General features: G+C 66.8%; 17 protein-coding genes. 1 reads left to right on the top strand and 16 read right to left on the bottom strand.

The window, feature by feature from the left end; translation table 11 throughout:
- Window positions 1-208: 208 nt before the first annotated feature.
- Complete coding sequence (uvrA, locus tag QHF89_RS39265; protein ID WP_136972387.1) at window positions 209-3124, top strand: excinuclease ABC subunit UvrA; 2916 nt, start codon at window positions 209-211, stop codon at window positions 3122-3124.
- Between the two features lie 4 nt (window positions 3125-3128).
- On the opposite strand, the gene QHF89_RS39260 is transcribed toward uvrA, so the two are convergent.
- The 16 genes from QHF89_RS39260 to QHF89_RS39185 all read right to left on the bottom strand — a co-directional run bounded on the left by QHF89_RS39260 (window position 3129) and on the right by QHF89_RS39185 (window position 19914).
- Window positions 3129-3677 carry a response regulator transcription factor gene (locus tag QHF89_RS39260; protein WP_136972388.1) on the bottom strand — a complete coding sequence of 183 codons (549 nt, stop codon included), beginning with the start codon at window positions 3675-3677 and terminating at the stop codon, window positions 3129-3131.
- 2 nt (window positions 3678-3679) lie between these two features.
- Window positions 3680-5038: an ATP-binding protein gene (locus tag QHF89_RS39255; protein WP_136972389.1), complete on the bottom strand. Its 1359-nt coding sequence runs from the start codon at window positions 5036-5038 to the stop codon at window positions 3680-3682.
- A gap of 149 nt (window positions 5039-5187) precedes the next feature.
- A complete protein-coding gene (locus tag QHF89_RS39250; RefSeq protein WP_136972390.1) occupies window positions 5188-5691 on the bottom strand; it encodes a cytochrome C oxidase subunit IV family protein in 504 nt (167 codons plus the stop codon).
- A gap of 19 nt (window positions 5692-5710) precedes the next feature.
- Window positions 5711-6391: a cytochrome c oxidase subunit 3 family protein gene (locus tag QHF89_RS39245; RefSeq protein WP_136932708.1), complete on the bottom strand. Its 681-nt coding sequence runs from the start codon at window positions 6389-6391 to the stop codon at window positions 5711-5713.
- Window positions 6391-8028 carry a cytochrome c oxidase subunit I gene (gene ctaD / locus QHF89_RS39240; RefSeq protein ID WP_136932709.1) on the bottom strand — a complete coding sequence of 546 codons (1638 nt, stop codon included), beginning with the start codon at window positions 8026-8028 and terminating at the stop codon, window positions 6391-6393. The genes QHF89_RS39245 and ctaD overlap by 1 nt, the downstream gene beginning before the upstream one ends.
- A gap of 18 nt (window positions 8029-8046) precedes the next feature.
- On the bottom strand, window positions 8047-9003 hold the full coding sequence (gene coxB, locus QHF89_RS39235) for a cytochrome c oxidase subunit II (protein ID WP_136972391.1): 957 nt from the start codon (window positions 9001-9003) through the stop codon (window positions 8047-8049).
- On the bottom strand, window positions 9000-9854 hold the full coding sequence (locus tag QHF89_RS39230) for an SCO family protein (RefSeq protein ID WP_284721514.1): 855 nt from the start codon (window positions 9852-9854) through the stop codon (window positions 9000-9002). Before QHF89_RS39230 ends, coxB begins: the two co-directional genes overlap by 4 nt.
- Window positions 9854-10510 carry a hypothetical protein gene (locus tag QHF89_RS39225; protein ID WP_136972393.1) on the bottom strand — a complete coding sequence of 219 codons (657 nt, stop codon included), beginning with the start codon at window positions 10508-10510 and terminating at the stop codon, window positions 9854-9856. The genes QHF89_RS39230 and QHF89_RS39225 overlap by 1 nt, the downstream gene beginning before the upstream one ends.
- Complete coding sequence (locus QHF89_RS39220; protein ID WP_136972394.1) at window positions 10507-11742, bottom strand: hypothetical protein; 1236 nt, start codon at window positions 11740-11742, stop codon at window positions 10507-10509. The genes QHF89_RS39225 and QHF89_RS39220 overlap by 4 nt, the downstream gene beginning before the upstream one ends.
- The gene (locus QHF89_RS39215) at window positions 11739-12350 is read right to left on the bottom strand and encodes a c-type cytochrome (protein WP_136972395.1); all 612 of its coding nucleotides are present in this window, start codon (window positions 12348-12350) and stop codon (window positions 11739-11741) included. Before QHF89_RS39215 ends, QHF89_RS39220 begins: the two co-directional genes overlap by 4 nt.
- Window positions 12347-12913: a DUF3341 domain-containing protein gene (locus QHF89_RS39210; RefSeq protein WP_211365485.1), complete on the bottom strand. Its 567-nt coding sequence runs from the start codon at window positions 12911-12913 to the stop codon at window positions 12347-12349. Before QHF89_RS39210 ends, QHF89_RS39215 begins: the two co-directional genes overlap by 4 nt.
- Window positions 12906-14426: an NrfD/PsrC family molybdoenzyme membrane anchor subunit gene (gene nrfD, locus QHF89_RS39205; RefSeq protein WP_136972397.1), complete on the bottom strand. Its 1521-nt coding sequence runs from the start codon at window positions 14424-14426 to the stop codon at window positions 12906-12908. The genes QHF89_RS39210 and nrfD overlap by 8 nt, the downstream gene beginning before the upstream one ends.
- Window positions 14423-17407 (bottom strand): TAT-variant-translocated molybdopterin oxidoreductase, encoded by a 2985-nt coding sequence (locus QHF89_RS39200; protein ID WP_136972398.1) that lies wholly within the window; start codon window positions 17405-17407, stop codon window positions 14423-14425. The genes nrfD and QHF89_RS39200 overlap by 4 nt, the downstream gene beginning before the upstream one ends.
- Window positions 17404-18057: a cytochrome c3 family protein gene (locus QHF89_RS39195; protein ID WP_136972399.1), complete on the bottom strand. Its 654-nt coding sequence runs from the start codon at window positions 18055-18057 to the stop codon at window positions 17404-17406. The genes QHF89_RS39200 and QHF89_RS39195 overlap by 4 nt, the downstream gene beginning before the upstream one ends.
- A gap of 263 nt (window positions 18058-18320) precedes the next feature.
- On the bottom strand, window positions 18321-19025 hold the full coding sequence (locus tag QHF89_RS39190) for an aspartyl/asparaginyl beta-hydroxylase domain-containing protein (protein WP_136972400.1): 705 nt from the start codon (window positions 19023-19025) through the stop codon (window positions 18321-18323).
- 55 nt (window positions 19026-19080) lie between these two features.
- Window positions 19081-19914, bottom strand: a complete 834-nt coding sequence (locus QHF89_RS39185) for an iron-containing redox enzyme family protein (RefSeq protein ID WP_136972401.1) — start codon at window positions 19912-19914, stop codon at window positions 19081-19083.
- Window positions 19915-19997: the final 83 nt, after the last annotated feature.

Genomic DNA, 19997 nt, shown 5'->3' with positions numbered 1-19997 from the left:
GAGCTCCGAGGTCAGGATGCACCGGCGCTTCCTGGTACCCAAAGTCTCCGGGGTGGTCACGAAAACACCATTCTACCGTGTTTCTCGTAACGCGGTATACACGAACGTGTATTCGAATGGGAACGGACATGGCGTTTCGGGAAGACACGGACGGACGAACGTGCTACGGCCCAGGCGCGCGCGATTTACCGAGGACAAACCACCGCCCATGCGCAAGACCAGGACGAAGAACGAGATCCCCGCCGCCCGCGAGCCCGATTTCATCGTCGTGAAAGGCGCCCGCGAGCACAACCTCCGCATCGAGCACCTCGAGGTCCCCAAGCGCAAGCTCGTGGTGTTCACCGGCCCGAGCGGCTCGGGCAAGTCGAGCCTCGCGTTCGATACGCTGTATGCCGAGGGCCAGCGCCGCTACGTCGAGACGCTCTCGGCGTATGCCCGGCAATTCCTCGGCCAGCTCGATCGCCCGTCGGTCGAGCACGTCTCCGGCCTCTCGCCCACGATCGCCATCGAGCAAAAGAGCGCGTCCTCGAATCCGCGCTCCACCGTCGGAACCATCACCGAGATCTACGATTACCTGCGCGTGCTTTACGCCCGCGCCGGCGAGCAGCGTTGCACCACCTGCGGCAAGGCCGTGGCCTCGCAGAGCGTCGACGAGATCGTCGAGGCGCTGCTGGAGCTGCCCGAGGGCAGCCGCGCCACCCTTCTCGCGCCGCTCGTCGTGCACCGGAAAGGCGAGCACAAGGAGATCTTCGAGGATCTCGCGACGCGCGGGTTTTCGCGCGTCATCGTCGACGGCCAAATGGAGAAGCTCGATCCCCTGCCCCGCCTCGACAAGAAGCTCTGGCACGACATTTCGCTCGTCGCCGATCGCATCACGGTGCGCGCCGAGGATCGCCCGCGCATCGCCGAGAGCATCGAGCTCGCGCTGCGCGAAGGCAAAGGCGAGATGATCGTCGACGTCGAGGGGGAAACCCCCCGCCCCTTCAGCCAGGCGCGCATGTGCTGCGGCAAGAGTTATCCCGAGCTCAGCCCGCAGAGCTTTTCGTTCAACAGCCCGCTCGGCATGTGCCCGAAATGCAGCGGCCTCGGCACGCGCCTCGAAGCGGATCCGGATCTCATCGTGCCAAACCCGGCGCTCTCGCTCCGGGAGGGCGCCATCGCGCCCTGGGCCTCGGCGATGTCGCGCGGCGAGGGCTGGACGTTCCGCATCGCGGACGCAGTGGCCAAGGCGACGGGCGTGGACCTCGATACGCCGTTCGGAAAGCTCTCGGCGAAGAAACGCGAGCTCATTCTGTACGGGCTCGAAGGCAAGAAAATCGCCGTGCAATGGGGCAAGGAGGGCTCGGAGAGCCACGGGACCTTCGGGATGAAGTTCGAGGGCGTGATCCCGAACCTGGAGCGGCGCTTCCGCGACACGACGAGCGACATGGCGCGGGATGTCTACCGGAAGTTTTTCCGGGAAATGCCCTGCGACGCCTGCGAAGGAAGGCGCCTCCGCCCGGAGACGCTCGCCGTCCTCCTCGCCGAGAAGAACATCGCCGCGGTGACGTCAATGACGGTGGGCGCCGCGATCCATTTCGTGCAAAACCTCGCCCTGACCGGCGGCAAGGCTCGGATCACGGAGGGCGCGTCGCGCGAAATCGAGGCGCGGCTCGGCTTCTTGATGAACGTGGGGCTCGATTACCTGACGCTCGATCGCTCGGCGACCACGCTCTCCGGCGGCGAGGCGCAACGCATAAGGCTCGCGAGCCAGCTCGGCAGCGAGCTCTCGGGCGTGATGTACGTGCTCGACGAGCCGAGCATCGGCCTGCACCAGCGCGACAACGAGAGGCTGATCGCGACGCTACGGCGCCTGCGGGATCTCGGCAATACGGTGGTCGTGGTCGAGCACGACGAGGAGACGATCCGCGCAGCCGACCACGTCGTGGATTTCGGCCCCGGCGCCGGCCACGAGGGCGGCCGTGTGCTCTTCGCCGGCACGCCCGAGGAGCTCGAAGAGGCCAAAGGCAACGTGACCGGCGATTACCTCTCCGGCCGCCGCCGCATCGAGATCCCCGCCGAGCGCCGAAAGCCGAGCGGCTGGATCAAGATCAAGGGCGCGCGGGAGCACAATTTGAAAAACGTCGATGCGCGCATCCCGATCGGCGTCCTCTCGGCCGTGACGGGCGTCTCCGGCGCAGGGAAGAGCTCGCTCGTCAATGGCATTCTGCTCCCGGCGCTGAGCCGCGCGCTGCACGACGCGACGGGCCCCGTGGGCGCGCACGACACGATCGAGGGGCTCGACGTGCTCGACAAGGTGATCGCCATCGATCAGCAGCCGATCGGACGCACGCCGCGCTCGAACCCGGGCACGTACACGAAAGCGTTCGACCACATCCGCGAGGTCTTCGCGCTCCTGCCCGAGGCGCGGGCGCGCGGCTGGGACTCGGGTCGATTCAGCTTCAACGTGAAAGGCGGGCGCTGCGAGAGCTGCCACGGCGACGGCGTCGTGAAGGTGGAGATGCATTTCCTCGCCGACGTGTACGTGCCCTGCGAGGTCTGCGGCGGCAAACGGTACAACGCGCAGACGCTCTCGGTGCGCTTCAAAGGGAAAAACATCACCGAGGTGCTCGAATCGAGCGTGGAGGAATGCCTCGGGATGTTCGAGCACCACGTGGCCCTGAAGCGAATCCTGACGACACTCGTGGACGTGGGCCTCGGCTACATGAAGATCGGCCAGCGCGCGACGACGCTCTCCGGCGGCGAAGCGCAACGGGTGAAGCTGAGCCGCGAACTCGGAAAAACCCAAACAGGGCGTACGCTCTACGTGCTCGACGAGCCCACGACGGGCCTGCATTTCGAGGACATCCGGCGCCTGCTCGTGGTGCTTGCACGGCTCGTGGACGCGGGGAACACGGTCGTGGTGATCGAGCACAACCTCGACGTCATCAAATTCGCCGACTGGGTGCTCGATCTCGGCCCCGAAGGCGGCGCGCGCGGCGGGCGCGTGATCGCGGAAGGCGCGCCGGAGGCGGTGGCGCGGGTGCCGGAGTCCCATACGGGGCGGTTTTTGGCAGACATCCTCGGGCGCGAGCAGGTCAAGGCGAAGGCCAAGAACGGCAAATCCACCCGCGTTCACGCCTGATTCGTCAGGACGACTTTTTCAATTTCCGCTGGAGCGTCCGGCGGTCGATCCCGAGCAGCTTCGCCGCCACCGCAATCACCCCACCCGAATCCTTGAGCGCGGCGTTGATCGCGTCGCGCTCGAGCTCGTCGAGCTTGTACGTCGTCCGGCTCGACGGCGGCGCCCCCGTAAACGGCGCGCGCGGCCGCTCGAACAGAATCGTCGCCTCCCGCAGCAATCGATCTGCGTCGATCGGCTTCGTCAAGAGCGTGTCCGCGCCCTCGCGCACCGCCGCGACCGCGAGCGGGATGTCCCCGAATCCCGTGAGCATCACGATCGCCGCCTCCGGGCAGAGCCGGCGCAGCCGCGGCAATGCCGTGAGACCATCGACGCGCGGCATGCGGTAATCGACGACCACGAGATCCACGGGCGCGTCCTCCAGCGAGACGAGCCCCTCCTCCACCGTCGCCGCCGTCCGCGCCTGCACCCCACGCCGCCGCATCGCGCCCTGGAGCGTCGTGCGAAACGCGTCGTCGTCGTCGATGAGCAGCGCCGTCTCGATCTTGCGAGGCATCCTCATACCTCCCAGTCACGCGACGCCACACGGCGCGCGAGCCGGATCGTCACCCTTGCCCCGCCCTCGATCCCATTGTCCACGCTGAGCATGCCGTTCATCCGATCGAGCAGCACCGAGCTCACGTACAGCCCGAGCCCCATCCCGCCCTCGCGCTCCTTCGTCGTCTGAAACGGCTCGCCGAGCCGCGCGAGGATCTCCGGCGCGAACCCGGGCCCATTGTCGTCGACCACGATCTCGACGTGATCACCGCCGTCCCGCACCACAATCTCGATCCGCGGCTTCGCGGTCCGCACCATCGCCTCGGTCGCGTTCGTCAAGACGTTCACCAGCACCTGCAAGAGGCCCGCTGGCATGACCGTCACGTGCACCGGCGCAGGCGCGTCGATCGTGATCTCGCCCCGGTACGCGAGCCGCCGGAGCTCACGCCCCGCCATCTCCGTGACCAGCTTGCCGAGCTCGACCTCCTCGCACCGCTGATCCGGCCGGATGTACCCGCGCACGAGGCCGATGATGTCGCTCGCCCGTTGCGCCTCGCCCGCGATCGTACGCGCGAGCTCGGCGGCGTCCGGCGAGACGTCCTTCGTGAGCTCCGAGAGCTCGCGCCCGGCGAGCAGGATCGTGGCGAGCGGCGTCGAGAGCTCATGCGACATGCCGCCGACCACGCGGCCGAGCATCGCGAGTTTGTCGTTCCGGAGCGAGCGTTGCCGGAGCTCGTCGAGCCTGCGCGCATACACGAACAGGAACACGCCGAGGAACCCAGCCACGGACGCGAGCGAGACGAACGCGCCGAGGTGGTGGACGCGCTCCTTGCCGAGCGGCGCCGACGCGAGTGGCAGCGGATCCGCGAACGAGACGAGCGCGCCGACGGCCACGGTCAGGCCCGCGATCGCGAGGACGGCGCGCCCGCTGCTGAGGAACCCCGCGAGGGCGATCTGGAAGACGAGAAACGCGGCAAACGGGTTTCCCGTGCCGCCCGTGACCCACAACACGGCGCCGAGGGCGATCACGTCGAACGTGATCTGCCCGGCGACGAGGCGTTGCTCGTGACGGAGCATGCGGCCGAGCACGAGCGCGAACGAGCCGTTCAGGATCACGAGCAAGCCGAGGATCAGGAAGACCGGCGTGACCGCGAGTTCCGGGACGAACCATTTTCCGGTCGCCGTCGTGAGGCCCATGCCGAGGATCGCGAGCCAGCGGAGCTGGATCAGCCACCGCGCCGCGGTCCCCTCGGGGATCGGATCCGCGCTCGAAAGGACGGCCCTGACGGACGATTGTCCCCCGGAAGGTGCACCACCCGCCGCACGCGCCGTCCCCGGCTCGGCGGCGGCGATGGGGGGAACGGAGACACGGGCCGACATCGGGTCGCCAGACTATGGCGAGTCCGAACCCGGTGTCGAGCGGTTCGCGGCTCTCGGAAACGTGGAGGAGGCGGAGGACTGCGTTCGCTTGGAGCTTGGGGGCGCCGCTCGGCTTGCCCGAGCGTGCCCCCAGCGCGGACGCGAAAAACTCAGTGCTTGGCGGGGGTCGCGGCCGGGGCGGCCGAACCGGCGGCCGGAGCGGCCGAGCCGGCGGCGGCGGGCGCGGCGGCCGCCTTGGGGACGGCGACGTCGCCGGTGCGCTCGGCCTTGAACGGGTCCTTCAGATCGACCGGGTTCTTCGCCTCGATCGCCTCCGCTTCGCCGCGGAACTGCGTGTCGCTCATCGTGATGCCGATGAAGACCGCGAGGAAGATCAGGGCCGAGACGAAGATGATGGCGTGGAACTTATGGTCCCACTTGAGGTGCATGAAGATGAGCGCGACGACCGACGCCTTGATCGTGGCGATCAAGAGGGCGACGATCAGGTTGCCCATATGGCCGAGGTCCACGTAGCTCGCGCCCACGGTGACGACCGTGAGGAAGAGCAACGTGCTGAACGTGCCGATGTAGACCTTGAACGGCAGGACGTGCGGAACGTGATCGCCGTTTCCGCTTCCGTGACCGTGGTCGTGCTCTGCGTGCGAGGTGCTCATGGTGCGCTCTGCTCCGGGCTCAGCCGACCAGGTAAAGGAGCGGGAAGAGGTAGATCCACACGAGGTCGACGAGGTGCCAGTAGAGGCCCACGTTCTCGACGGGCGCGTAGTAGCGGCTGGAGAACTCGTTCTTCTGGTTCCGGAGGAGGATCCAGAGGATGAGGCCCATGCCGATGACCACGTGCACGCCGTGGATCCCGGTCATCATGAAGTAGATGGCGAAGAAGATGCCCGGGTGACCCGAGGCGAAATCCGCCGCCGTGAAGTTCCCGCCGGGCAGGAGCCCGTCGTGGATCTTGTGGCTGTACTCGAAGTACTTGACCACAAGGAACATCGCCGCGCACGCGAGGGTGATCGCGAGCAGGAGGGTGGTCTTCTTCTTCTCGTTCTTCTGCGCGGACCGCACCGCGAGCGCCATCGTGAAGCTCGACGAGATCAGCACGATGGTGTTGATGCCGCCCATCACGCGGTCGAGGTGGTGGTGCGCCTCGACGAACGACGGGAAGTACTTGCTACGGAAGATGGCGAAGGCGCAGAACAAGCCGCCGAACAGCAGGATCTCCGTCACCAAGAAGAGCCACACGCCCATTCGACCTGCGTCGAACTGGGTGTCTGCCTTGTCGAAGTGGTGGGCGACGTGGAACTGGGGGGAGAGCTTCGTCTCCTCAGCGCCGCCCAAAGCCTCGGCTTTCGCGCTCATCAAGCAGTCTCCTCAGCAGGACGCTCGTACGCGTCCAGCGTCACGATGGGGGCCTTCTCGAAGTTCTCCGTGATCGGCGGCGACTGCGTCTGCCACTCGAGCGTCGCGCTGTCCCACGGGTTCGCCGGCGCGGGCGCGCCGGTCTTCAGCGACCGGGCGAGGCAGATGAACGTGATGAGGAAGCCCAAGCCCAGGACCCACGAGCCGTACGTCGAGAACGCGTGCAGCGGCTGGTACTGGTCGAGGTAGTTGTAGTAGCGGCGCGGCATGCCACGCGTGCCAAGGATGAACTGGGTGAAGAACGTCCAGTTGAAGCCGATGAACGTGAGGGCGAAGCCCACGCGCGCCAGCTTCTCGTCGTACATCTTGCCCGTCATCTTGGGCCACCAGTGGTGGAGGCCGCCGAAGAACGCGATCGCCGTGCTGCCCATCATCACGTAGTGGAAGTGGGCGACGACGAAGTACGTGTCGTGCAGGTGCAGGTCGACGCTCAGCATCCCGAGGAAGAGGCCCGTCAGACCGCCGATCCCGAAGAGGAAGAGGAACGCGATGCCGTAGAGCATCGGCACCGTGAACCGGATCGACCCGCCCCAGAGCGTGCCGAGCCAGTTGAACATCTTCACCCCGCTCGGGATGGCCACGAAGAACGTCAGGAAGGAGAAGATCGCCGAGGAGAGCTCGCTCTGCCCCGAGACGAACATGTGGTGGCCCCACACGAGGAACGACACGAGGGCGATGGCCACGCTGGAGAACGCGATCGCCTTGTACCCGAAGACCCGGCGCTGCGAGTTCGTCGCGAGGATCTCCGTCGCCACGCCCATGCCCGGCAGGATCATGATGTAGACGGCCGGGTGGCTGTAGAACCAGAAGAAGTGCTGGAACAGGACGGGGTCACCGCCGAGCGTCGGATCGAAGATGCCGATGTGGAACGCGCGCTCGAAGATGAGGAGGAGCAGCGTGATGCCGAGGACCGGCGTCGCGAGCACCTGGATGATGCTGGTCGCGTAGAGCGACCAGAGGAAGAGCGGCATGCGGTACCAGCTCATCCCCGGGGCCCGGAGCTTGTGCAGCGTCACGATGAAGTTGAGCCCCGTCAGGATGCTCGAGAACCCCATCACGAACACGCCGAACGTCGCCGAGATGACCGACGTCGTCGACACGCCGGAGGCGTAGGGCACGTAGAAGGTCCAGCCCGTGTCCACGCCGCCCGTCACGATCGCCGCGAGCATGAAGATCGCGCCGATCCAGTACAGGTACAGGCTCAGCAAGTTGAGCCTGGGGAAGGCCACGTCCTTCGCGCCGATCATCAGCGGCAGGAAGAAGTTGCCGAGCGACGCCGGGATCGACGGGATGATGAAGAGGAACACCATCGCCGCGCCGTGCAGCGTGAACGCCTGGTTGTACTGCGAGGCGTCCATGATGGTCTTCTTCGCCGTCAAAAGCTCGAGACGGACGAGAAGGGCGAAGATGCCGCCGAGGCCGAAGCCGACGAGCACCGACACCAGGTACATGATGCCGATGCGTTTGTGGTCGACCGTCGTCAGCCAGGACCAGACGCCAGCAGTTTGGTTCAGGTAGTTTTTGCCTCGAACCTCGGGCGAGTGCCCGAGTTCGTCGACCGTAGCCGTGTTTGCCATGATCGAGCCTCCGATTCCCTACTGGACCGTCTTCAGGTACGCGATGAGCGCGTCGATGTCCGTTTCCTTGAGTAGGCCCTTGTAGGTCGGCATGACCGCCGGGTACCCACTGACCACCTTCTTGTTCGGCTCGAGCAAGCTCTCACGGATGTAGTTCTCGTCGACCTTGACCGACGAACCATCCGCGATCTGCTCCGTTCGACCGAAGACCCCCTTGAACGTCGGGCCCTGGATGCGGGACCCGTCGAGCGAGTGGCAGGTGTTGCAGCTACGCGTCGCGTAGAGCTTCTTGCCGAGCTCCGCCGGGGGAAGCGGCTTCTCGCCGGGCATGAGGCCGGTCTCCTGCCAGTTGTCGTAGTCGGCCTTCTCCATCACACGCACCCTGGCCATCATGTCCGAATGGCCGACGCCGCAATACTCCGTGCAGAAGAGGATGGTATCGCGGTTCTCCGTCGCCTCGAACCAGACCGTCGTGTACGTGCCCGGCACGACGTCCTGCTTCACCCGGAACTCGGGCACGAAGAAGCTGTGGAGGACGTCCTTCGAGCTCATGATGAGCTTCACGGGCTGGCCCTTGGGCACCACGAGCTCGTTCACGCTCACGTTCCCGTTCGGGTACGTGAACGTCCACATGTACATCTCCGCCGTCGTGCGGATCTCGAGCGCGTTGCCCGGCGCGACCATCGCCTTCATCCAGCCGCTGAGGCCCACGAAGAAGAGGCCGATCACCATGATCGACGGGATGATGGTCCACGTGATCTCGAGCGTCGTGCTGTGCGTGACGTCGCTGACCTTGTCCTTCGCGGTCCGCCTCTTGTAGCGGTACATGAAGTACGCGAGCGGCACCATCAGGCCCACGAACATCGCGATGTCCAGCCAATAGACGATGTACCACGCAGTATCGATTTCCTGCGCGATCGTCGAAGACTGCTTCGGCATCCAGAACGAGCCGAGTTCGATCGGATCCAACCTCATGCCAGAGCTCCATCCGTCGACTTGGACGCGCGACGACGCTCACGCCGCCAGAACCCGAGGAGCATGCCTCCGATCCCCAGCACCGTGAACACACCGCCCGCCTTCATCAGACGCCTCGTCGCGAGGACATACTTGTTTTCTGCGGGATCGTAATGAAAGCAGAACAGGAGCACGCGACCCCACGCGGACGCGAGCTTGCCCTGCGACGCCTCGAGCAACGAGAGCTCGAGGTCCTTCGCGCTGTAGTTGAGCCCGTACAGCGTCCGCGAGAGCTTGCCGTCGGGCGTGAACACGAAAACGCCCGCCGCGTGTGCATACTGCTGCGTCGCCTCTTCCCAGCGGTACCGGAAGCCCACCGCGTCGGCCACGCGACGCGCCTGGGCCTCCTCCCCCACCAGGAAATCCCATCCCCGCTCCGCCACGGGCCGACCATAGACGCCGACGTACGAGTCGCGCTTCTTGCGGGCCGTCTCGGGGGTATCGCGAGGATCGATGCTGACGACGACGACGCGGTACTCCTTGCCCGCCGTCCAGGCGAGGCCCTTCATGCCCTGGAGCAGGCCGTTCACGACCAGCGAGCAGAGCATGGGACACTCGTAATATGCGAGCACCAGGATCACCGGGTGCTCGCCGTCGAGATAGCTGCCCAGCGTGACGTCGCGCCCCTCGTGATCCCGGAGCTTCGCGTCCGCCGGAAGGAGGGCGCCGGGTCGCTCCTCGATGTCCACGCCTTCGAGCTCCTTCGGCAGCGCCGGGTCCCCCGCGAACGCCGGCGAAACCGGCGCAAGCGTGACCACGGCCGCCGTGAGCGCGGCAGCGATGAACATAAGGAAGCGGCCCGGACGAACCATCACTTCTTGGGCTCCTTGGGCTTGTCCTCGGGCTTCTTGTCCGTGGATTCGCCCTTCTTGTCGCCCTTCTCCTCGACCTTGGCGCCGTCCTTCTTCTCCTCGCCCTTGTTCTCCTCGGGCTTGTCCTGCGTGGGCGTGGGGGCCGGCTCCTCCTTCAGAGGCGGGGCCATGGGCGGCTGCCGGTAGCCCGCGATCGTCAGCTCGACCGCGCGATCCGTCGGGATCCGCACGACGCCGTCCTTCTTGCTCACCCACTGGTAGTGCGTGAGCTTCTGCTGCTCGGCGGCGCGCAGGGCCCGAAGGTCGCTCGATTGGAGCGAGAGGACCTTGTCGTGGAGCTCGCGATCCACGTAGTAGTTGAAGATCTCGCGCACCGCGACGCAGAGAGCCACCACGACCACGCAGGTGATGACCGTGACGAGCACGATGAGGCCGTTGCGCGGCCTGTCGTCCTCGACCGGGTCGTGCCCGCCGTGCCCGTGACCGCCCTCGTGCGCGTCGCCGCCGTGATCGTCGTGCTCCTCGGCGTGCGCGCTGGCCTCCGCGCCGTCCTCGCGCTCCTCGGAGGTCGACTCGTCGTCGCCCGAGGACACCTTCGAGGTCTCCTCGGCGGCGGACTCCGCGCGGCCCTGGTTCTTCTTCTTCTTCTTGCTCATGGATTGTCCACCTTCACGGTCTCGGCGAGCCGAGGATCACGGAGCGGGTAGAGCGGGCCCTTTGCAGCCTGCCGTGCGAGGAGGAACGCCACGATGCCGAGCGGTCCGAGCAGGCCGCAGATGTCCACCACGCTGAAGTGGAAGTGGTGGTCGAACGTCGGCATGACGAGCCAGTAGAGGTCGACGTAGTGCATGACCAGCATGATCACGGCGCCGACCGAGAGCCCCAGCGCATTCCGCTTCACGTGCCGCGAGAGCAGAAGGAGGAAGGGGATCACGAAGTGACCGAAGAGGATCGCGAGGCTCACCTTCGCCCAGCCCGCGTCGTCCCAGCGGTGGTGGTACCAGATCGTCTCCTCGGGGATGTCGGCGTACCAGATCAGCAGGAACTGCGAGAAGCCGATGTACGCGAAGAAGACGATGAACCCGAAGAGCAGCTTGCCGATGTCGTGCCGGTGCTCGATCGTGCTGATCTTGCGGAAGTAGCCGCGCTGCTGGAGCTGCACCGTGATGAGCGCGAGCACCGAGAGCGAGCTCGTCGCGCACCCCGCGAACACGTACACGCCGAAGATGGTCGAGTACCAGTGCGGGTCGAGGCTCATCACCCAGTCGAACGCCGCGAACGTCGTCGTCAGGGCGAAGAGGATCATCGCCGGCGCGCTCGCCGCCTGCATCTTCTCGGTGAGCTTGGTGTCCCCGCTCTCGTCCTGCGCGCGGCTCGTGCGCGTGAAGTAGAGGCCGAGGGCCACCCACACGAGGACGTAGAACGCCGACCGGCCATAGAAGAACGTGGGGTTCAGGTACCCCGCCTTCTTCTGGAGGAGCGGATCCGTCGCCGCCTGCGGCCCCATCCAGTGATGGTAAAGGTCGTGCGCCCAGACGAAGATCGGAATCGAGAGGACCGCGACCGCAGGCAGGAGGCCCGCGAGCCACTCCATCTGCCGCCGCGCCGCCACCGACCAGCCCGCGCGCGCGAGGTGCTGGACCAGCACGAAGAACAAGCCGCCGAGCGCGACCGTCGCGACGTACAAGAAGCCGACCAGATACGAGGCCGCGAATCGCTTCGGGTCCATCGCATAGCCGGCGCCCGCCGCCACCACGCCCACGACCGCGAGCCCCATGCCCGCCTTCGTGAGCGTGTCGCCCACGTCTTTCGGGAGCTTCCGGGCGTCGTCGCTCTTCGACTTTTCGCCCGTGGCCCGACCTGCGGTCATTGCCGCCGCCTGGCTCATTGCGCGTCTCCTTCTGGATCGATCGCGTTGCGCTTGTCGGCGGGCACGTCGTCGATCGAGGCATGCTGGCTCTTGCCGAGCACCCTCACCCACGTGACGATGGCCCACCGATCGGCCACCGGGATCTGCTTGCGATACGCCGGCATGTTCCGGACGCCGTGCGAGATGGTGTCGAAGACCTGCCCGTCCGGCATGGTCCGGACGCGATCCGACGAGAGCTCGACCGGCGGGGGGAACCCGCGCTGCACCACCATCCCGCGGCCGCTGCCCGACATGTCGTGGCAGGGCGCGCAGTAGATGTTGAAGCGCTCCTGGCCACGACGAACGAGCTTCTCGTCCACCTCGACCGGCGCGCGGCCGATGAACTCGCCCTTCGCGTCCTTGCCGCGGTAGTACGCGTCGTCCTCGTCCAGGTGGCCGACAGGCACCGTCCCGTCGACGATCGGCCGCATCGCGCGGCCGTCCTCGAAGAGCGGGCTCGCCTCACCCCACTGGTACTTGGGCTGCCAGTCCATGTCTCCGAAGACGTGGACCGGCGGCTCCTCGCTTTTGCTGCCGCGGCAGCCCGCGAGGGCCAGCGCGAACAAGAGGAATGCGGCGGGCCTCATTCCGTGACCTCCACGATCTCGCGTGCGCCGAGATCCTCGAGGAGCTTCCTCGTCTTCGACGCGTCGTATTTGGGGTCCTTCGCCTCGACCGTGACGAAGAACGCGTCGTCCGTCGCACGCGGGAAGGACGGGTGCTTCATCGACGGGTGGTAGAACATCGGCAGGCGGTTCACGCCCCACAAGCCGAAGAACGCACCAAACGCCGAGAAGAGCACCGTCAGCTCGAACATGATCGGCACGTAGGCCTGGTACGAGAACGACGGCTTGCCGCTGATGACGAGCGGGTAGTCGAACGAGACGAACGCCGTCAGCGCGATCGCGCTGAGCAGGCCAACCGTCCCGCAGGTCAGCACGATCCACGGCATCTTCGACGGGGGCAGCCCCATCGCCTTCTCCAGGCCGTGCACGGGGAACGGCGTCTGCGCGTCGAAGTCCTTGTACCCGGCGTTCTTCAGCTTCTCACAGGCGTGCATCAGCTCGCCGGGCGTGAGGAAGTAGCCCATGAGGCCGAACGGCTTCGCCGCCTCTTCCTCGAGCTCTTCATGACGATGAGCCTTATCCACGGGACTCCTCCTCGTCCTTCTCCGCGTCGCCCTCCGACGCCTCCTCGCCCTCGTCGCCCTCGTCCTCGCTCTCGTCGGACTTCGCGCTCGCCTCCTCGTGGTGGTCGTCGTGCGCGTCGTGGCCGTGGTCGTCGCCATGGCCCGCGTGCGGATCCGCCTGCGGCATCACGCCCTTGACCTCGCTGATGGCCACCGCCGGCAGGAACCGGAGGAAGAGGAGGAACAGCGTGAAGAACAGACCGAACGACCCGAGGAACGTCGAGATGTCGAAGAGGCTCGGCCGGAAGTAGGTCCAGCTCGAGGGGATGTAGTCGCGGTGGAGGCTCGTCACGATGATGACGAAGCGCTCGAACCACATGCCGATGTTCACGAAGATCGAGATCACGAACATCGCCGGGATGCTGGTCCGGATGCGCTTGAACCAGAAGAGCTGCGGCGAGAAGACGTTGCAGCTCCACATGGTCCAGTACGCCCACTTGTACGGACCGAACGCGCGGTTGATGAACGCGAAGCGCTCGTACTCGTTGCCGCCGTACCAGGCGATGAAGTACTCGATCGCGTAGGCGTACCCGACCATCGTCCCCGTCAGGAGGATGATCTTGTTCATGTTCTCGAGGTGCTTGATGGTGATCAGGCCCTCGAGACCGTACGCCTTGCGCGCGAGCACCATCAGCGACACGACCATCGCGAAGCCGCTGAAGATGGCGCCGGCGACGAAGTACGGCGGGAAGATCGTCGTGTGCCAGCCCGGCATGATCGACACGGCGAAGTCGAACGACACGATCGTGTGCACGGAGAGAACCAGCGGCGTCGAGAGACCGGCCAGGATGAGGTAGGTCTTCTCGTAGTTCAGCCAGTTCCTGTGCGAGCCGCGCCAGCCGAGCGAAAAGATGCCGAGCACGATCGAGCGGACCTTCGTCGTCGCGCGATCACGCAGCGTCGCGAGGTCCGGCACCAGGCCGACGTACCAGAACAGGATCGAGACCGTCGCGTACGTCGAGATCGCGAACACGTCCCAGAGCAGCGGGCTCTTGAAGTTCGGCCACATGCTCATCTGGTTCGGTATCGGGAAGAGCCAATACGCGAACCACACGCGGCCGACGTGGAACACCGGGTAAATCGCCGCCGACATGACGGCGAAGATCGTCATCGCCTCCGCCGCGCGGTTGATGCTGGTGCGCCACTTCTGCCGGAACAGGAAGAGGATGGCGCTGATCAGCGTGCCGGCGTGGCCGATACCGATCCAGAAAACGAAGCCGGTGATGTCCCAGGCCCAGAAGACCGTGTTGTTCAGACCCCAGATACCGAGGCCTTCCGCCGCGAGCTTACCGAGCGAGCCAAGCAGGATGAGCAGGACGCTCACCGCGAGGCCCAAAAGCACCAGCCACGAGGGGGTCGTCTTTTTCTCGACGATCCCCGCGACCGTCTCGGTCACCGCGTTGAAATCGCGGTGGCCGAGGACGAGTGGAGCACGCTTGCCGGGCGTGTCTTCTTGCAGGGCGGCGGTGGTCATGCCCCCTCCAGCTCAGGGTTGGGGTTCTTGATCTTGGCGAGGTACGACGTGCGCGGGCGGACGTTGAGCTCTTCCAGGAGCTTGTATCCGCGCGGCCCGGCGGCGCGCTTGGCCACCTCGCTCTGCTTGTCGTTGAGGTCGCCGAAGTGGATGGCCTGCGCCGGGCAAGCCGCCTGGCATGCCGTCACCACCTCGCCGTCGCGGAGACGCTCGCGCCCCTCCGCCTTCGCGGAGATCTTCGCGCGGTTGATGCGCTGCACGCAGTACGTGCACTTCTCCATGACGCCTCGGCTCCGCACCGTGACGTCCGGGTTCATCTGCATCTTGTGCTGCTCGATCGTGTCCTTCGTGTAGTCGAAGTAGTTGAACCTTCGGACCTTGAAGGGGCAGTTGTTCGCGCAGTACTTGGTGCCGATGCACCGGTTGTACGTCATCTCGTTCAGCCCCTCGGGGCTGTGCGTCGTCGCCGCGACCGGGCAGACCTCTTCGCACGGCGCGTTCTCGCAGTGCACGCACATCATCGGCTGCGAGACGCTCGTCGGGTTGTCGAGGTCGCCCTCGAAGTACCGATCCATCCGCATCCAGTGCATCTCGCGCGACTTCTGCACGCCCTCGGCGCCGACGATCGGGATGTTGTTCTCCGCCTGGCACGCGATGCTGCAAGCGTTGCAGCCGACGCACGCGGCGAGATCGATCGTCATGCCCCAGGCATGGCCCTTGTCGTAGTTCCGCTCCTCGAAGAGGCTCAGGTACTTCTTCGGCTGCGGGACGACCTGCGGGTTCGCCTGGTACTTGGCGAACGACGCCTCGAGCACGAGCGGCCGGCCCTCCGTGAGGAAGTGCTCCTGCGTCCGCGAGAGCTTCGTCGAGCCGCCCGCCTTCGTGATCGACACGCCGTCCGCGACGTGGAACGCCGCGCTCGTGCGCAACGAGCCCGTGTCGACGCCGATGTTCTTGCCGACCCGGCCGACCACGCTCCGGCCCTGACCGACCGTCACGAGGATCGTCCCGTCGGCGAGCCCCGGCGCCACGAGCGCGGGGAGCGTCACCGTCGCGCCGTTCGCGCTCACGTTGACGAGGTCCCCGTCGACCACGCCGAGCCCCCTCGCCGTCTTGGGCGAGAGCGACGCGACGTTGCCCCAGGTGAGCTTCGCCATCGGGTCCGGCATCTCCTGGAGCCAGCCGTTGTTCGCGTACCGGCCGTCCCACGTGTGCGGATCCGGGTCGAAGATGACCTCGAGGTCGCCCTTGGGCGCCACGGCCTTCTGCGCCTTGATCGCTGCGCCGACCTTCGCCGCGTCGAGATCCGCCGTCTCGGCCGGGAAGGCGCTGTCCTTCCAGAGGCCGTCGTGCAGGGCGCGACGGAAGTCACGCTCGAAGTCGGCGGCGAGCGACTGCGCGCCGTGCCAGCTCGCGCGGACGAGGTCGTAGCCCTTGCGCGTACCGCCGAGGAAGATCTCGAGGATCTCCGCGTCGGTCTTGCCGCCGTACAGCGGCGCGATGAGCGGCTGGACGATCGCGCCCGTGCCGTCTTCGGACCGGACGTCGCCCCAGCTCTCGAGCGCGTGCGCGCGGTTCAGGTGCCACGCCGCGGCCTTGCCCGTCTCGTCGACGTGCGTGCCCACGTGGACCAGCGTCTTCGCCTTCGTGATCGCGTCGCGGACGTCCGCGGGCGCGTTGAACGCAGGGTTGCCGCCGAGCACGATCAGCGTGTCGATCGTGCCTGCCTGGAGGTCCTTGCCGAGGGCCGCGATCTCTGCCGGGCCGCCCTTCACCTCGTCGAACGGGCGCACGAGCTTCACGGTCTTGCCGACCGCGCCGATCGCGCGGTGCACCGCGTGGAAGAGCGCGTGCACGGCCGCGGGCTGCTTGCGACCCACGACGATCAAGGCCGCGCCGTTGCGCTTCGCGATGTCTGCCGCGATGGCCTTGACCAGCTTCGTGGCGTCCGGATCGAGCGCGCCGGCGCCGCCGAGCGCGGACGTGATGTCCGCCGGCAGCTCCACCTTCGCGGCCGCGGCGATCTCCTGCGCGAGCGCGTACGCGAGCGCCGGGATCTTGTGGCTCTGAAGGCGCATCCGATGATCCGCGCTCGTCCCCGAGACCGAGAAGGAGCTCTCGATCGCGTAGAACCGGTTCATCGGCTTGTCCTTGCGGTCCGGGTTCCGCCGGTCCGCAAAGGCGCGCACGTTCTTCACGACGCTGCCCTCGTTCAGCAGGAAGTCCGCGTCGAGCGAGACCACGACGTCGGCTTCGCCGAGGTCGTAGACGGGCACGAGCGCCTTGCCGAAGGCGATCCGCGCGGCTTCCTCCGTCACGTCACGGCCGAACGCCTCGTACCGCACGAGGCGCGCGTCGGGCATCAGCTTGAGGAGCGCGTCGAGCTGCGCGGCGACCGTGGGCGAGCGGTGATCCTCGACGAGGACCGCGAGCCCCTTGCCGTTCTTCTTCTTCGCGTCGTCGCCGAGCTTGCGCAAGAACGCGCTCGCGTCGTCCCACGTCCGCGCCTCGCCCTTCTCTTGCGGGCTCTGGCTCCGGTCCGGATCGTAGAGATCGAGCACCGACGCCTGCACGAACGAGTTCGTCGCCCCGAGGCTCTCGGGGTGGCGGGGGTTGCCCTCGATCTTCGTCGGCCGGCCTTCGTGCGTCTCGACGACGAGGCCGATCGCGGTGCCGAGGATCGGCATCGCGGTCGAGAAGAAGAGGGGACGGCCGGGGACGATCTCCTCCGGCGCGCGCGTGTAGGGGACGATGACCTCTTCGGGCCTGCGGCACGCCGCGAGGCCGCCAAGGGCCATCGAGGCGCCCATGATGGCGAGGAAGCCTCGACGGCTCGTCCCTTGCGGAGCCTCGGCGGCGCCCTCCGGGAACTCGCGCGTGAGGTCCTCTGCGAACGACGGCGACTTCTCGAACTCGTCGACGCTCCGCCAGTAGTTCTTTCCGGACGTATCCGGCTCGATGGGATACGGAGCTCGCTTCATCGGTGGCACCCCGAGCAATGAACGGGAGGCGAGACCTTGCGCTGGGAAGGCGGCGCCGCGAGGTTCGCGACGCTCGCCGGCACGGTCTCGTCGACCATCTTGGTGATGTCCTTCGGATCCCGGAGGTTCGGCTCGGGGTTCCGATGGCAATCGAGGCACCAGCCCATGGAAAGGGGCTGTGCTTGACTCACCTTGATCATCTGGTCGACGCGGCCGTGGCAGCTCTGACAAGCCACTCCTGCGGTCGCGTGGGCCTGGTGGTTGAAGTACGCGTAGTCGGCCAGGTTGTGGACGCGCACCCAGGGGATGGGGTTCCCCGTGGCGAAGCTCTCCCGTACAGGAAGAAGCTTTTGACTATCCGTCTTCACCTTCGAGTGGCAGTTCATGCACGTCTCGGTGGAGGGGACGGACGCTTGGGCGCTCTTGTCGACGGCCGTGTGACAGTAACGGCAGTCGATGCCGAGATCGCCGGCATGCAGCTTGTGGCTGTAGTCCACGGGTTGCGTGGGGGTGTAGCCAACTTCGACGTGCTTGTTGGTACCGTAGTACCAAAGGCCGCCCGCAGCCGCGGTGCCAAGCGGAGCAAGTACGAAGGCGGCCACCATCGGCAGCACCCGGTTGGACCACTTTGGGAATAGGTATCTCGCCATGTGGACGCTCGATCATCGGGAATTCCCGACGACGCGGGCGGGTTTTGCCGTCCCCAGCCGACGAGGGCAAGATGGCAAAGCGCCGCACACCTGCGGCAACTTGCCGCGCCCCCACCCTTACGGTCCGACCAACGGTTCGTCGGGCCACATGTAGGGGCATTTTCGGTCACAGAAGAACGTTCCGTAAGGAAACGTTTGGGGTTCGTCACGCCGGGTTTGGTCCGGACGCGAACCACGCGCCCCCCTCCCCTGCCCCGCGCGGACTACTGCTGCGCGAGCCGCCAGAGCAGATACGCGTCCGACTTCATCGTCTCGGGCAACGACTCCATCGGATCCCGCGACAAACGTGCCATCGCCTCGGGATCTTTCGCGCCTTCTTCCGGCGTGCCCGCGGCGACGAGGGCCTCGACGGACGGCACGGGCGGCAGATCCACCATGAGGTGAATGCGCGGCGATCCAAGGTTTTCCGCGCCGTGCGGCACGCTGTTGTTGAAGGCCCACGCGGTGCCCGCGGGCAGATGCAGGAAGCGGCCCGCGACGCAGAGGCGCGCGGCCGGCGTCGTGATCAGCGGGACGTGGAAGCGGTGGTGTTCGTCCCAGTGAGGCGTGTTGTCGACGTGCAGATGGATGCGCGAATCCGGCGGGCTCAAGCCGAGCCACGCCGAGACGGGGCGCGCAGGAAACGCCGTGTCGAGCAGCTCGCAGAGGCGCGGGAGAGGCGCGAGCGCAGGGGCGTCGATGCCGCCGCCGCTCGTGAGCCGACTGCCGGGCCAGCCGCGCTCTTGCCCCCCGCGCAGGATGCAAAACGACGTGCCGAGGTGCCACTTCCACTGGCTCGGCAGCCACGTGATGTCCGCCGCTTCGATCTCGGCGACGATCGGCGCGACGTCGATCACGAGCGGAAGCCGCAGGAAACGATAGGTCTTCGGAAGCGCGCGCGGGCTCGGGACGTGACGCCTCTGGTACATCCGCTCTCTCTCCTGTCGAGCGGCCGTGCATCGCAGCCGACGCGGGCCACCCGTGTCAAGCGCCGAGCTTGACGCGAAACGGCTCGAACATCACGGAGAGATCGTCGTCGCTGCGAGCCGAACTCCCGCGCGCAAATCTCCCGATCCGGGTGGTCTCGTAAGCGGCCCTCGCGATCGCCTCACGTTCGCCGTGCGAGAGGCCGGCGACGAGCGTGACGATGTCGTCGACGTGATCCGCGTCGGTGCCGGCCGCGCTGTGCACGCGCAGGCAACGCGTGGCGTCGACGCCGCTCGGCAGCACGGCTTGCACGGCGCGCACCTCGGCCACGCTCCGCGTCGCGGCGAGGCGCTCGAGCGCGAACGCGTAGCCTACGCACCGCGCGGGATCTCCTGGGCCACGCACGAGCGACGTGAAGAAATCGACGAGCGCCGCCGCGGTCTCCGGCACGTGCGCGGCGACGAGCGCGGGGGCGTCGTAGCCGAGCGACGCGAGATCGCGCAGCGCGAGCGCATCGTGCCCTTGCTCGTCGCGCGACTTTTCATGCGCCCACGCCGCGAGCGTCGTGCGCCCCTCCGCTTCGAAGCGCTCGCGGGCCTCGATCATGAGCCTGGGCGTCGCGTGGGTCGTATGAAAGTACCCGGCGAGCCGGTGGATCCAGCCTGCGATCGTAAGCTCTCGCCGCGGCGGCGCGGGCCCTTCCCGTTGCGCGACGCCGAGCACGCCGTCGAGCAGGTTTCGCGTCGCTGCAAGGCTCACCGGCCCCTCCGGCGCCACCGAGAACGGCCCTCCGAAGGCCAGCGCTTCCTCGTGCAGGAAAGCTCGCGCGCTCGTCGCGACCACGATCTTTCCTTCCGCGATGCGCGCCCACGTGATGTCGGAACCCTGCACGATCGACGACGCCTCCTCGGCCTTTGGCCCCACGGATACCCCATCGGGCGCGAGGCTTCCAGGCGTGCGCGCCGCGTGATAAT

Source organism: Polyangium sorediatum, assembly GCF_029946465.1.
GTDB classification, from domain to species: domain Bacteria; phylum Myxococcota_A; class Polyangia; order Polyangiales; family Polyangiaceae; genus Polyangium; species Polyangium fumosum.
Note: the sequence above shows the minus strand (reverse complement) of the source record. Positions and strands in the feature narration are given on the sequence as shown.

Excerpts from the sequence above, each read along its gene's own strand:
- QHF89_RS39230 (WP_284721514.1), bottom strand. The coding sequence starts at position 9,854 with ATGGTTCGTCCGGGCCGCTTCCTTATGTTCATCGCTGCCGCGCTCACG.
- QHF89_RS39245 (WP_136932708.1), bottom strand. The coding sequence starts at position 6,391 with ATGAGCGCGAAAGCCGAGGCTTTGGGCGGCGCTGAGGAGACGAAGCTC.
- QHF89_RS39225 (WP_136972393.1), bottom strand. The coding sequence starts at position 10,510 with ATGAGCAAGAAGAAGAAGAAGAACCAGGGCCGCGCGGAGTCCGCCGCC.
- QHF89_RS39220 (WP_136972394.1), bottom strand. The coding sequence starts at position 11,742 with ATGAGCCAGGCGGCGGCAATGACCGCAGGTCGGGCCACGGGCGAAAAG.
- uvrA (WP_136972387.1), top strand. The coding sequence starts at position 209 with ATGCGCAAGACCAGGACGAAGAACGAGATCCCCGCCGCCCGCGAGCCC.
- QHF89_RS39260 (WP_136972388.1), bottom strand. The coding sequence starts at position 3,677 with ATGCCTCGCAAGATCGAGACGGCGCTGCTCATCGACGACGACGACGCG.
- ctaD (WP_136932709.1), bottom strand. The coding sequence starts at position 8,028 with ATGGCAAACACGGCTACGGTCGACGAACTCGGGCACTCGCCCGAGGTT.
- QHF89_RS39215 (WP_136972395.1), bottom strand. The coding sequence starts at position 12,350 with ATGAGGCCCGCCGCATTCCTCTTGTTCGCGCTGGCCCTCGCGGGCTGC.
- QHF89_RS39255 (WP_136972389.1), bottom strand. The coding sequence starts at position 5,038 with ATGTCGGCCCGTGTCTCCGTTCCCCCCATCGCCGCCGCCGAGCCGGGG.
- QHF89_RS39200 (WP_136972398.1), bottom strand. The coding sequence starts at position 17,407 with ATGAAGCGAGCTCCGTATCCCATCGAGCCGGATACGTCCGGAAAGAAC.
- nrfD (WP_136972397.1), bottom strand. The coding sequence starts at position 14,426 with ATGACCACCGCCGCCCTGCAAGAAGACACGCCCGGCAAGCGTGCTCCA.
- QHF89_RS39250 (WP_136972390.1), bottom strand. The coding sequence starts at position 5,691 with ATGAGCACCTCGCACGCAGAGCACGACCACGGTCACGGAAGCGGAAAC.
- coxB (WP_136972391.1), bottom strand. The coding sequence starts at position 9,003 with ATGAGGTTGGATCCGATCGAACTCGGCTCGTTCTGGATGCCGAAGCAG.
- QHF89_RS39190 (WP_136972400.1), bottom strand. The coding sequence starts at position 19,025 with ATGTACCAGAGGCGTCACGTCCCGAGCCCGCGCGCGCTTCCGAAGACC.
- QHF89_RS39195 (WP_136972399.1), bottom strand. The coding sequence starts at position 18,057 with ATGGCGAGATACCTATTCCCAAAGTGGTCCAACCGGGTGCTGCCGATG.